Annotated in this window: 10 protein-coding genes; 7 read left to right on the forward strand and 3 right to left on the reverse strand. The window is 69.7% G+C overall.

The window, feature by feature from the left end:
- Nucleotides 1-25: 25 nt before the first annotated feature.
- Both lptG and lptF read right to left on the reverse strand, forming a co-directional pair.
- Nucleotides 26-1,141: an LPS export ABC transporter permease LptG gene (lptG, locus tag NF681_11175; protein UST52905.1), complete on the reverse strand. Its 1,116-nt coding sequence runs from the start codon at nt 1,139-1,141 to the stop codon at nt 26-28.
- Complete coding sequence (gene lptF, locus NF681_11180; GenBank protein UST52906.1) at nt 1,138-2,247, reverse strand: LPS export ABC transporter permease LptF; 1,110 nt, start codon at nt 2,245-2,247, stop codon at nt 1,138-1,140. Before lptF ends, lptG begins: the two co-directional genes overlap by 4 nt.
- Nucleotides 2,248-2,268: 21 nt before the next feature.
- Here lptF and NF681_11185 point away from each other — a divergent pair, with 21 nt between their 5' ends.
- The 4 genes from NF681_11185 (at nt 2,269) to NF681_11200 (ending at nt 5,945) form a co-directional block, all read left to right on the forward strand.
- The gene (locus NF681_11185) at nt 2,269-3,849 is read left to right on the forward strand and encodes a leucyl aminopeptidase (GenBank protein ID UST52907.1); all 1,581 of its coding nucleotides are present in this window, start codon (nt 2,269-2,271) and stop codon (nt 3,847-3,849) included.
- Nucleotides 3,846-4,286, forward strand: coding sequence for a DNA polymerase III subunit chi (locus NF681_11190; GenBank protein ID UST52908.1), 441 nt, complete (start codon nt 3,846-3,848; stop codon nt 4,284-4,286). Before NF681_11185 ends, NF681_11190 begins: the two co-directional genes overlap by 4 nt.
- Complete coding sequence (locus NF681_11195; GenBank protein UST52909.1) at nt 4,283-4,594, forward strand: hypothetical protein; 312 nt, start codon at nt 4,283-4,285, stop codon at nt 4,592-4,594. Before NF681_11190 ends, NF681_11195 begins: the two co-directional genes overlap by 4 nt.
- A 148-nt stretch (nt 4,595-4,742) precedes the next feature.
- Nucleotides 4,743-5,945 carry a branched-chain amino acid ABC transporter substrate-binding protein gene (locus NF681_11200; protein UST52910.1) on the forward strand — a complete coding sequence of 401 codons (1,203 nt, stop codon included), beginning with the start codon at nt 4,743-4,745 and terminating at the stop codon, nt 5,943-5,945.
- 98 nt (nt 5,946-6,043) lie between these two features.
- On the opposite strand, the gene NF681_11205 is transcribed toward NF681_11200, so the two are convergent.
- A complete protein-coding gene (locus NF681_11205) occupies nt 6,044-6,913 on the reverse strand; it encodes a polyprenyl synthetase family protein (GenBank protein UST52911.1) in 870 nt (289 codons plus the stop codon).
- 152 nt (nt 6,914-7,065) lie between these two features.
- Here NF681_11205 and crtY point away from each other — a divergent pair, with 152 nt between their 5' ends.
- The 3 genes from crtY to NF681_11220 are packed head-to-tail and all read left to right on the forward strand — an operon-like array spanning nt 7,066 to nt 12,043.
- Complete coding sequence (gene crtY / locus NF681_11210) at nt 7,066-9,567, forward strand: lycopene beta-cyclase CrtY (GenBank protein ID UST52912.1); 2,502 nt, start codon at nt 7,066-7,068, stop codon at nt 9,565-9,567.
- On the forward strand, nt 9,564-11,060 hold the full coding sequence (locus tag NF681_11215) for a phytoene desaturase (protein UST52913.1): 1,497 nt from the start codon (nt 9,564-9,566) through the stop codon (nt 11,058-11,060). Before crtY ends, NF681_11215 begins: the two co-directional genes overlap by 4 nt.
- Nucleotides 11,057-12,043 (forward strand): phytoene/squalene synthase family protein, encoded by a 987-nt coding sequence (locus tag NF681_11220; GenBank protein ID UST52914.1) that lies wholly within the window; start codon nt 11,057-11,059, stop codon nt 12,041-12,043. Before NF681_11215 ends, NF681_11220 begins: the two co-directional genes overlap by 4 nt.
- Nucleotides 12,044-12,210: the final 167 nt, after the last annotated feature.

A 12,210-nucleotide genomic window follows, 5' to 3' on the forward strand; every position in this document is an offset into this window, starting at 1 on the left:
AGTGCGGTGACGCGGGTGCCGCGCGCTAGCGCCGCAGCACCAGCCAGCCGAAGGTCGCCAGCGAGAGCACGGTGTAGATCAACCCCGGCGCCGCCGCCGTGAGCCATGGCAACCAGTTGCTCAGGTTGCCGATGTAGCCGAACACGTTGTTGAGCAGGAAGAAGCTGATGCCGATCATCACGCCGCCGAACACGTAGCTGGTGATGCCCTTCTGGCGGAAGTGCAGGTAGGCGAAAGGCAGGGCGAGCACCACCATCACCAGGCAGGACAGGGGATAGAAGACCTTGCGCCAGAACTGGATCTCGTAGCGCTGCGCCGTCTGCGCATTGGCTTCCAGGTGGCGGATGTACTCGAACAGGTCGATGGTGGGCATGCGCTCGGGCTTGAGCAACGCGACCGAGATCATCTCGGTGGTCAGCGACGTCGGCCATTTCCATTCGGGCATCGCGGTCGTCTCGATGCGGGCCGTGTCCTTGGCGTTGCGCGTGTCGTAGCGCTGGCGCTCGACCTGCGACAGCACCCAGGCCCCGTCGACGATGCGGGCCGTGGCGGCCGAGGTCTGCGACGAGACGTAGCCCTTCGCGTCGAATTCGAAGATGCGCGGTGCCACCAGCACGCCTTCCCGGTTCAACGCCGAGACGTTGACCGCGTACGACATGTCGCCCTGTTTCTCCTTGAGCCAGGCACCGGTGGTGCCGGCGGCGGCCGCGTACATCTCGCCGCGATAGCGCGACTTGAGCAACTGCGCGCCGCGGTCCGCGTAGGGCGCCACGTAGTCGCCGACGGCGAAGGTCAGGACCACGAAGCCCAGTCCCAGCAGCAGCAGGGTGCGCAGCGCGCGCCATGGCCCCAGGCCGCTGGTGCGAAGGATGGTGTATTCCGAACTCTGCGCCAGGCGCGCCATCACGAAGATCGTGCCGATGAGCACAGCGATGGGCAGCAGTTCGTAGAGGTGGCTGGGCACCAGCAGCACGACGTAGAGCAGCGCCTGGGGCACGCCGTAGTCCATGCTGTCGGCGCGGCCGATGCTGGAGAGTTCGTCGATGAAGTCGAAGAAGAAGAACAGGGCCAGGAAGCCCAGGGTGACGAAGGCGACCGACTTCAGCACCTCCGCGTAGATCAGCCGGCGGATGGTTCTCACGGTCGCGCTCCCGGGGTCGAGGGCCCGACGGCGCCGCGCCCGCGCCGGCCCCAGTTGTTGTTGCGCTTGGCCAGCCACAGGGCGGTCAAGGCCAGCACGCCGCCGTGCAACGCGACCAGGTAGACCGCCATTCCGATGCGTCCCGAGCCGACCCAGCTCTGTCCCAGATTGATGAGGTTGAGGTAGACCACGAAGGCGAAGAAGGCCAGCATCAAGTTGCCGCTGCGGCCCACGCGCGGGTTCACGCTGGTCAGCGTGAGGGCCAGCAGCACGAAGTTCGCGCCGGCCAGCAGCATGCCCATGCGCCAGCCCAGCTCCCCGCGGTTGATCGGCGTCGGGTCCGCCAGGAGCGCCGCCGTGGGCAGCGAGCGGGACGGCTTGGCCTGGAGCGACCCGCCCGCGTCACCGCCCACACGGGCGCCGTAGGTGCCGAACTCGCTGATCTTCAGCGGCCCGGCCCCGAGCGGTCGCTCCAGGCGCTGGCCGTTGCTCAGCAGCAGATAGCGCGCCTCGTCGATGGTGTCGATGCGGCCGCTGCGCGCGGAGGTCACGAGCTGCTTGCCGCGCTCGATCGAGGAGATGAAGACGTTGGTCGCCGTCGCGCCGTCGGGCGTGTCCTTGTCGATGAAGAAGACGCGGTTGCGCCCGGCCGATTCACGGAATTCGCCGGGCGTGATGCGTTCGAGATCGCCGCGGCGCTCGTACTGGTCGCGCATGCCCTGCGTCTGCGAATTGGCCCAGGGCCACCCGAACACCGCCAGCAGCCCGACCAGCACCAGCACCGGCCACGCGAAGCGGAAGAGCGGCTTCACGAAATCGACCAGCCCGCGGCCGCTGGAGAACCAGATCACCATCTCGCTGTCGGCGTACATGCGCGAGAGCGTGCCCACGATCGCCACGAACAGGCTCAGGCTGAGGATGGTGGGCATGTAGCCGAGCACCGTGTAGGCCATGACCAGCAGCACGTCCGACGGATCGACGCTGCCCTTGGAGGCCAGGCCCAGCGTTCGGATCAGCATCATGGTCATCACGATGGTGGCCAGGACCACCAGGGTGGCGCTGAAGCTGCGCGACAGCTCCTTGCGAAGGGAGGAATGAAATAACATCGTCGGAGGAAAAAAAGGATTATGGACTTCCAGCTCAAGACCCTCACGACCGCCCAGGCGGCGAATGAAAAGACCGACGCGCTGATCGTGCTCGTCGCCGAATCCACCGGGGTCGAGGTGGCGTCGACGCCTCCGTCGGCGGCCGCAGACGACGCGCTGGCCGCGTTGCTCGCGCAGGTCCGGCAGGCGGGCGACCTGCCGGCCAAGGCGGGCAAGTCGCTGGCGCTCTACCGGCCCGCCGGCATCGCGGCACCGCGCGTGGTGCTGGTCTCGATCGGCGACGGCCTTCCGGCCTCGGTGCGAAGCGCCGTGCTGGCGGGCGTCGGCGCGGTCAAGGCCGCCAATCCGAAGCGCCTGACGATCGTCTTCGCAGCCCCCACGCAGCCGCCCGCGGTGCATGCCGCGGTGCTGGCCGTCGCGGACGCCACCTATGTCTACGTCACGACCAAGCCGAAGGCAGAGGCGCGCAGCGTCCGTCAGCTGGTGCTCGGCCTGACCGACTCGGGCGCCGCGGCCGACGCGTTCGCGCAGGCGTCGGCGACGGTGGCGGGCATCGAGCTGGCCAAGGAGTGGGGCAACCGTCCGTCCAACCACGCCACGCCCACGATGCTGGGCGAGGCCGCGCGCGAACTCGCCGCCCTGTCGCGCATCCAGTGCGAGGTGCTCGGCCCCAAGGAGGTCGCCAAGCTCGGCATGGGCTCCTTCATGGGCGTGGCGCAGGGCTCCGACGAGCCGCTGCGCTTCATCGTGCTGCGCTACCAGGGCGCGGGCAAGGCCGAGGCGCCGGTCGTGCTGGTGGGCAAGGGCATCACCTTCGACACCGGCGGCGTCTCGATCAAGCCCGCCGCCGACATGGACGAGATGAAGTACGACATGTGCGGTGCGGCCAGCGTGCTGGGCGTGTTCCGCGCCCTTGGCGAGATCCGGCCGGCGATCAACGTCGTCGGATTGATCCCGTCGTGCGAGAACATGGTGAGCGGCCGCGCGCTCAAGCCCGGTGACGTCGTGACGAGCATGAGCGGCCAGACCATCGAGGTCCTCAACACCGACGCCGAGGGCCGCCTGGTGCTGTGCGACGCCTTGACGTACGCCCAGCGTTTCACGCCTCGCGCCGTGATCGACATCGCCACGCTGACGGGCGCCTGCGTGGTGGCGCTCGGCGGCGTGCGCAGCGGCCTGTTCGCTTCGGACGACGCGCTCGCGACCGCGCTGTCGGAAGCCGGCGAGCGCGCGCTGGACCGTTGCTGGCGCATGCCGCTGGACGAAGACTATGCCGACGGCCTGAAGACCAGTTACGCCGATGTCGCCAACATCGGCGGCCGGGCCGGCGGCGCCATCACCGCGGCGAAGTTCCTGCAGCGCTTCGCCGCCGATTTTCCGTGGGCGCACCTCGACATCGCCGGCACGGCATGGAAGAGCGGTGCCGCCAAGGGATCGACCGGAAGGCCGGTCGGCCTGCTGCTGGCCTACCTGCTGGCACAGGCGGAAGCGGGCATCGCCGATGCCGAGGCGCCGGCGGCACCGCGCAAGCGCTCGTCGCGCCGCAAGTCCGACACGCCGTCGTCCGGGTCCATCGCGAAGCCCGCGCGCAACGCATCGTGACCGGCATCGATTTCCACTTCAACACGCCCGACCGGGTCCACCATGCCTGCCGGCTGCTGCGCAAGGCCGTCGCGACCCGCGACGCCCGCGTGGTGGTGGTCGGCGATGCCGAGACCCTCGACGCGGTGGACACCGCGCTGTGGCAGCTGTCGCCGGTCGACTTCATCGCGCATTGCCGCGCCGATGCCGCGCCCGGCATGCTGGCCCGCTCGCCCGTGGTGCTCGCGGTGGGTGGGGCGACGGCGGCGCCGCACCACCAGGTGATGCTGAACCTGGGGGGCGAGGTCCCGGCGGGATTCGGGCGCTTCGAACGCCTGATAGACATCGTCAGCGACGACGAGTCCGACCGGCAGCGCGCCCGGGTGCGCTGGCGCCACTACGCCGACCGCGGCTACGCCATCACGCGGCACGATTTCCAGGCGGCGGGGCGCCCATGACCGAACCGGTCCAGCCACGCACGCCGCCGCGGTTCGTTCCCACGCTGACGGCGGTGATCGCGCCCGGCCCGGTGGCCGACGAGGTCGACACCGCCTCGGTCGAGGAGCGCGTCCTGCAACGCCTCATGACCCGGATCGACGGCGAACTCGAAACCCGCCTGGGCGACGCCGTGGCCGCCGCCGTCGAGGCACAGCTCGATGTCATGGTGCCGCTTCTGCGACGCGACATGCAGGCCGCGTTGCGGGCGCTGGTGAGCGAGGCCGTGGCCCGCGAACTTGCGGAAAACCCCCGGTCGCCCGGCGTTTGAAGCCTTCGCGCGCGGGCTACACTGCGCGCGGTTCAGACATGCACCGATGCGGGCGGAGCCGGCACGGCGCGGAACTTGCTGCGACGTCGCGGTCGGTTTCGACGACCGGTTTCCCCATCACTCTCAACTCGTTCCCTGGAGTTTTCTCATGCAATTGAAATGGACCGCGGTCGCACTGGCCGCCCTGACGCTGGTGGCCTGTGGCAAGAAGGACGAGGCCGCCGCGCCGACCGCCGCGACGCCCACGGCCGCCGCGCCGGCCGCCGCTCCCGCGGGCGAGACGATCGTCGTGAAGATCGGTCACGTCGGTCCGGTCAGCGGCGCGATCGCCCACCTGGGCAAGGACAACGAGCTGGGTGCCAAGATGGCCATCGAGGACCTCAACGCCAAGGGCGTGAAGATCGGTGGCAAGACCGCCAAATTTGAACTCCTGGCCGAGGACGACGCCGGCGATCCCAAGCAGGGCACCGCCGTCGCCCAGAAGCTGGTCGACAGCAAGGTCAACGGCGTGGTGGGCCACCTGAATTCCGGCACCACGATTCCCGCTTCCAAGCTCTACAGCGACGCCGGCATCCCGCAGATCTCGCCATCGGCGACCAATCCCAAGTACACCCGTCAGGGTTTCAAGACGACGTTCCGCGTCGTCGCCGACGACACGCAGCTCGGCGGCACGCTCGGGCGCTACGCGGTCGACACGCTCAAGGCCAAGAACATCGCCGTCATCGACGACCGCACGGCCTACGGCCAGGGCGTCGCCGAGGAGTTCGAGAAGGCCGCCAAGGCGGCCGGGGCGACCATCGTGGGCCACGAGTTCACGACCGACAAGTCGACCGACTTCAATGCCATCCTGACCAAGCTCAAGGGCACCAAGCCCGACGTGCTGTTCTTCGGCGGCATGGACGCGGTCGGTGGCCCGATGCTCAAGCAGGTCAAGCAGCTCGGCATGAACGTCAAGTTCATGGGTGGCGACGGCCTCTGCACGGGCGAGCTGGCCAAGCTCGCCGGCGATGCGATCGGCGAGGACATGGTGGTGTGCGCCGAGGCCGGCGGGGTCGATGGCGACTTCAAGGGACCGCTGGACAGCTGGAAGGCGAAATTCAAGGAGAAGAACGGCGTCGAGGTGCAGATCTACGCACCGTACGTGTACGACGCCGTCCAGGTCCTGGCCGCGGCCATGGAAAAGGCCGGGTCCATCGACCCGGAAAAGTACCTGCCCGAAGTCGGCAAGATCGACCACAAGGGGCTGACCGGTCCGATCGTGTTCGACGAGAAGGGCGACATCAAGAATGGCGCTTTGACGCTGTTCACCTACAAGGGCGGTGCCCGCACGCAGATCTCGGTCGTGCGCTGATTCACGCGAAGCCCTCCTGGGCTTCGCACCGGCATGCCGGCGATGACCAAGGGGCCTCGTGCCCCTTTTTTTCGTTGGGGGCCGAAGATCGGGGTGGCTCAGTCGCTGCGGATCAGCTGGCGCGCGTAGCGCGCCAGCGAGGCGTCGGGGCCCAACGCCAGCCGCAGCGACGCCTGGGCTTGCGTCATGTGCTGGGCCAGGCAGTCGCGCGCGGCCGTCAGTCCCAGGAGCGCGACGAGGGTCGACTTGCCTGCGTCGCGGCCGACGTCCTTGCCCAGGGTCGAGGCCGTCCCGCACGCGTCGGCGATGTCGTCGGCGAGCTGGAAGGCCTGACCCAGTTCGCAGGCGAAGGTCACGAGCGCCGTCCGCGTCGTGGCGTCGGCGTGCGCGGCCAGCGCCGCGATCTCGACCGCGGCGGTGAACAGCGAGCCGGTCTTGAGCTGGTTGGTCTGCACGATCGACTCGGCGCTGCGCTGGACGCGTCCGTCGCGCAGGTCGCGGCATTGACCGCCCACCAGGCCCCGGGGTCCGATGGCTTCGGCCAGGATGGTCATGCACCGCACCCGCACGGCGGGCGCCAGCGTGCTGCTGCCCGCGGCGACGAAAGCCTGTCCCAGCAGGGCGACCGCCGCCAGGATGGCGACGTCGTCGCCGTGGAGCACGTGCAGGGCCGGCTGGCCGCGACGCATCTGCGCGTCGTCCATGCACGGGAGATCGTCCAGCGCGAGGGATGCGGCGTGCACCATCTCCAGTGCGCAGGCGGCGTCGATGACGTCGCTGGCTTCCACGCCCATGTCCTGCGCCGCCAGCAGCAGCAGCAAGGGCCGCAGGCGCTTGCCCGGTGCCATGACGCAGGCATGCATCGCGCGGGAAACCGTGTCGGTGTCGGACGCGGGCGCCGGAATCCATGCCAGCAGGCGTTCATCGACACGCGATCGCAGCGCGTCCACGTGGGCCACGGGATCCATCGATGCGATCGCATCGGATGCCGGTGGGGGTCGGAGAACGGAGGTGGAAAGCATGAATGCTTTTTTATAGCGTGACAAATGTCAAAGCGGTGTCGGCCGACAGCGCGCACTCTGGCGACTCCCCAGAATGGACCGATCCTCCACGGCCGCTCATGCCCCACTTTGCGATCCTCGCGCCACCTTTCACCAGCCACATCCGGGCACTCGAAGCCCTGGCGGACGCATTGCATTCACGGGGACATCGCATCAGCTGGTTGCACCAGGCCGATGTCGGTGCACTGATCCGCAGCCCCCACGTCGAATTCCATGCGCTGGGCGCGGCGACCCATCCGTCCGGTTCGCTCGACGGCGTCGTCGCGCGCGCCGCCCGTCCCGGGGGGCCGTCGGGTCTGCGCCGCGTGATCCGCGACGTGGCCGAGGCCACCGACATGCTTTGCCGCGAGGCCCCCGGGCGGCTGCGTGCGCTGGGCGTCGATGTCGTCATCGCCGATCAGATGGAGGCGGCGGGTGGCTTGGTCGCGGCGCATCTGGGGTTGCCGTTCGTCTCCGTCGCCTGCGCGTTGCCGGTCAACCGCGAGCCTCGGGTGCCCTTGCCGGTGATGCACTGGGCGCTCGCCACCGATCCGGCGGGCCTGCAGATGAACCAGGGCAGCGAGCGCGTCTACGACTGGCTCATGCGACCGCACGCCGAAGTCATCGCGCGTCATGCGGCCGCCTTCGGTCTGCCGCCTCGCACACGCATCGACCAGTGCCTGTCGCCTTCGCTGCAGCTCGCGCAGACGGTGGCGGGCTTCGACTTCGCGCGCGAAGCCGCACCCGCCGTGCTGCAGGCGGTGGGTCCGCTGCGCGGCCCGATGGACGCCGAGGAGGCGCTCGAACGCCACGCGCCCGGCATCGTCCACGACCGGCCCTTCGTGTTCGCCTCGCTCGGCACGCTGCAGGGCGGGCGTTTCCGGCTGTTCCTGAGGATCGCGCGCGCCTGCCGCGACGTGGGCGCGCAGGTGCTGTTGGCGCATTGCGACCGGCTCGATGCCCGGCAGGCCGATGCCCTGCGCCGCGCGGGAGCGACCTGGGTGACCGGCTTCGCACCGCAGCGCGACGCCGTGGCGCGCGCCGATGTCGTCATCACGCACGCCGGCCTCAACACCGTCATGGATGCGCTGGCCGCCGGCAAGCCGATGCTGGCCCTGCCCATCGCTTTCGACCAGCCCGGCTGCGCCGCGAGGGTGGTGCATGCCGGGGCGGGATTGCGCATCCTGCCGGGACTCGCCACCTCCGGCGCGATCCGCAAGGCGCTGCGGCGCCTGCTGGACGAACCCCGTTTCGCCGAAGCCGCACGATCGCTCGCGCCGGCGGTGCGGGCGGCCGGCGGCACGGCCCTGGCCGTCGGGCTGATCGAGCGGATGCTGTCGTCGCGGGCGGTCGATGTCCCGTCCGTCGCATCCGTGCGGTCGCCACACGGGTCGGACGCGACGGCTTGCGACCTGCTGCTCGTGGGTGGCGGTCTGAGCAACGGCCTGATCGCGTTGCGTCTCGCGCAGCAGCGTCCGGACCTCCGCGTGATCGTCCTGGAGCGCGACGACGCGGCGGGCGGCAACCACACGTGGTCGTTCCACGACGCCGACCTGGATGCGGCACAGAACGCCTGGGTGGCGCCGCTGGTGGCGCACCGCTGGCCGGCGCACGGCGTGCGCTTTCCTCAATGTCGGCGCCGGGTCGAGGGCGGCTACGCGTCGGTCACGTCGTCGCGCTTCGACGCCGTGCTGCGCCAGTGCCTGGGCGACCGCCTGGTCTTCGGGGCGGCGGTGCAACGGCTGGACGCGCACGCCGTCACCCTGGCCGATGGCCGCGTGCTGACGGCGCGTTGCGTGATCGACGGCCGGGGCGCCCGGCCGAGTCCGCACCTCGCGCTGGGTTTCCAGAAGTTCCTCGGCCAGGAAATCCGCACGACCGCGCCGCACGGCCTCTCGGAACCCGTGCTGATGGACGCGACGGTCGATCAGCACGATGCCTACCGCTTCGTCTACCTGCTGCCGTTCACGAGCGACACCCTGCTCGTCGAGGACACCTATTACGCCGACGGCGCGGCGCTCGACGACGCCGTGCTGCGCGAGCGCATCGCCGCGTACGTCCACGCGCAGGGCTGGCGGATCGCCGAGGTGCTTCGCGAGGAGCGCGGGGTGCTGCCGATCGTGCTGGCCGGCGACGCGCAGGCGTTCTGGCGCGATGCCGCAGACGGCGCGGTGCCGGTCGGGCTGGCTGCGGCCCTGTTCCATCCCACCACCGGTTATTCGCTGCCCGATGCCGTGCGCCTGGCCGACCGCCTCGCGGCGCTGCCCGACGTCGACGCCCCGGCGGTCCGTGCCGCCGTGCGCGACCACGCCCTGGCGACCTGGCGCGACCGGAGCTTCTTCCGATTGCTCAACCGTATGCTGTTCCGCGCTGCGGAACCGTCCCGGCGCTGGCGGGTGATGCAGCGCTTCTACGGTCTGCCGGCGCCGCTCATCGCCCGCTTCTACGCGGGCCGGCCGACCCTGGCCGATCAACTTCGAATTCTCATGGGCAAGCCGCCGGTGCCGCTGGGCGCCGCGCTGCGGGCCGCCCTGGCGACCGACCTGCGCGGAACGCCCGAACTTCAGGAAAAGACCTCATGAAACCCGCCCGCAATGCCGTCGTCGTGGGAGCCGGCTTCGGCGGACTCGCATTGGCCATCCGCCTGCAGTCCGCCGGTGTCCAGACCACGCTGCTGGAAGGACGCGACCAGCCCGGCGGACGCGCCTACGTCTACCGCGACCAGGGCTTCACCTTCGACGCCGGACCGACCGTCATCACCGATCCGACCGCCCTGGAGGAGTTGTTCTCCCTGTCCGGACGACGCATGGCCGACTACGTCGAACTGCTCCCCGTGGCGCCGTTCTACCGGCTGTGCTGGGAGGACGCGCCCCCGTTCGACTACGCCAACGACCAGGCCGATCTCGACGCCCAGATCGCCGCGCGCTCGCCCGAGGACGTCGAGGGCTACCGGCGATTCCTCGCCTATTCCCGCGCCGTCTTCGACGAGGGTTATCTCAAGCTGGGCACGGTGCCGTTCCTGTCGTTCCGCAGCATGGTGCAGGCCGGCCCGGCGCTCGCCAAGCTGCAGGCCTGGCGCAGCGTCTACAGCATGGTCTCGAAATTCATCAAGGACGAGCACCTGCGCCAGGCCTTCAGCTTCCATTCGCTGCTGGTGGGCGGCAATCCTTTCGCGACCTCGTCGATCTACGCGCTCATCCACGCGCTGGAGCGCGAGTGGGGCGTGTGGTTTCCGCGCGGGGGGACCGGCGCCCTGGTGCAGGGCATGGTGCGCCTGTTCGAGGACCTGGGCGGGACGCTGCGCCTGAATGCGCCCGTCGAACGCATCGAACTCGACAAGCGCCGCGCGACGGGCGTCGTGCTCGGCGGGGCCTCGGCCGGCGAGCGCATCGCCGCCGACATGGTGGCGAGCAACGCCGACGTGGTCCACACCTACGAAGCGCTGCTCGGCCACGAGCCCCGCGGTCGGCTCGAGGGCAAGCGTCTGAAGCGCAAGAACTTCTCGATGTCGCTGTTCGTCATCCATTTCGGCCTGAAGCGCCGGCACGAGCACCTGCGGCACCACACGGTGTGCTTCGGCCCACGCTATCGCGAACTGATCCAGGAGATCTTCCACGGCAAGGAATTGGCCGACGATTTCTCGCTCTACCTGCACGCGCCGTGCGTGACCGATCCGTCGCTCGCACCCGAGGGCTGCGGCGCGCATTACGTGCTCGCGCCGGTTCCCCATCTTGGCAACGCCGACATTGACTGGGCCGTCGAGGGGCCCCGCTTCCGGGACCGTATCCTTCAGTACCTAGAAAAGTACTACATCCCCGACTTGCAGGCCGATCTCGTGACCAGTCGAATCTTCACTCCCGCCGATTTCCGCGACGAACTGGGCGCCCACCTGGGCTCGGCGTTCTCGCTGGAACCCCTGTTGACGCAGAGCGCCTGGTTTCGCCCGCACAACCGGGATCGCCTGATCCGCAACCTCTACATCGCCGGCGCCGGCACGCATCCGGGTGCGGGCGTGCCGGGTGTCGTGGGTTCGGCCAAGGCGACGGCGGGGCTGATGCTGGAGGAGGGCGCATGAACCATCGCTGGTCCCAGGGAGGGCGCGCCAGCGTCGATCGCACGTCGCGCCATGCCGAACAGGCGATCCGCCAGGGGTCCAAGAGTTTCGCCGCCGCCGCGAAGCTGTTCGATCCGGCCACGCGCGACAGTGCCGTAAAACTCTACGCGTGGTGCCGTCACTGCGACGACGTGATCGACGGCCAGTCGCTCGGCCATGGACAGATCGGCGGCGACCGCCGCGACGGCGCCGAACGCATCGCCGAACTCCGCTTCCTGACCCTGGGAGCTTGTCGCGGCGACCCCATGACGCACCCGGCGTTCGTCGGTCTGCAGCAGATCGTGCGCCTGCACGGCATCCCCGAGCATTACCTGATGGAGCACCTGGCCGGTTTCGCGATGGACGTCGATCCGGACGTGCGCTACGAATCCATCGACGACACGCTGCGCTACGCCTGGCGCGTCGCCGGTGTGGTCGGCGTGATGATGGCCCTGCTGATGGGCACGCGCGGCGGCGACACTGTGCCTGCGAACGTGCTCGACCGCGCCTGCGACCTGGGCGTGGCGTTCCAGTTCACCAACATCGCCCGCGACATCGTGGAGGACGCCTGCATCGGCCGCGTCTACCTGCCGGCGCAATGGCTGCGCGAGGCGGGTCTGCCCGTGGGCGACCCGGCCGCGCTGGCGCGTTCCGAGCATCGCGCGGCGCTCGCCGTCGTGGCCGCCCGGCTGGTGGAGGCTGCCGAGCCCTATTACCGCTCCTCGATGACCGGCATCGCGACATTGCCCATCCGTTCGGCCTGGTCGATCGCCACCGCACGCGGCGTCTATCGACACATCGGCCATCTCGTGCGCGCGCGCGGCGCCCGGGCCTGGGATCAGCGTGCGGCCACGTCGCGGTGGGACAAGCTTCGATTCGTGGCCCGGGGAGGCGTGGTCGCGCTGCTTTCGCGCGCGTTGCCTCCGCGGTCGCGAGCACCCCAACTCTGGCGCCGACCGGTCTGACCGGTCCGGATCAGACCCCGTCGCCCGCGATGCGACGTTGATCGGGGCGGCGCGTCTGCGCGGCCTGCAGTTGGCGTTTGAGACGTTGGGGAGACGGTGCCCACAGGGAAGCCGAACGACATGCAACCGTCGCGTCCCTGCACGGCAGGGTGCAGGCGCTGCGCCTG

It is taken from the genome of Comamonadaceae bacterium OTU4NAUVB1, assembly GCA_024372625.1.
Classification (GTDB): domain Bacteria; phylum Pseudomonadota; class Gammaproteobacteria; order Burkholderiales; family Burkholderiaceae_C; genus Variovorax.

Coding starts and splice junctions, on each gene's coding strand:
- lptF (UST52906.1), bottom strand. CDS start 2,247: ATGTTATTTCATTCCTCCCTTCGCAAGGAGCTGTCGCGCAGCTTCAGC.
- NF681_11185 (UST52907.1), top strand. CDS start 2,269: ATGGACTTCCAGCTCAAGACCCTCACGACCGCCCAGGCGGCGAATGAA.
- crtY (UST52912.1), top strand. CDS start 7,066: ATGCCCCACTTTGCGATCCTCGCGCCACCTTTCACCAGCCACATCCGG.
- NF681_11205 (UST52911.1), bottom strand. CDS start 6,913: ATGGATCCCGTGGCCCACGTGGACGCGCTGCGATCGCGTGTCGATGAA.
- NF681_11200 (UST52910.1), top strand. CDS start 4,743: ATGCAATTGAAATGGACCGCGGTCGCACTGGCCGCCCTGACGCTGGTG.
- NF681_11220 (UST52914.1), top strand. CDS start 11,057: ATGAACCATCGCTGGTCCCAGGGAGGGCGCGCCAGCGTCGATCGCACG.
- NF681_11195 (UST52909.1), top strand. CDS start 4,283: ATGACCGAACCGGTCCAGCCACGCACGCCGCCGCGGTTCGTTCCCACG.
- NF681_11215 (UST52913.1), top strand. CDS start 9,564: ATGAAACCCGCCCGCAATGCCGTCGTCGTGGGAGCCGGCTTCGGCGGA.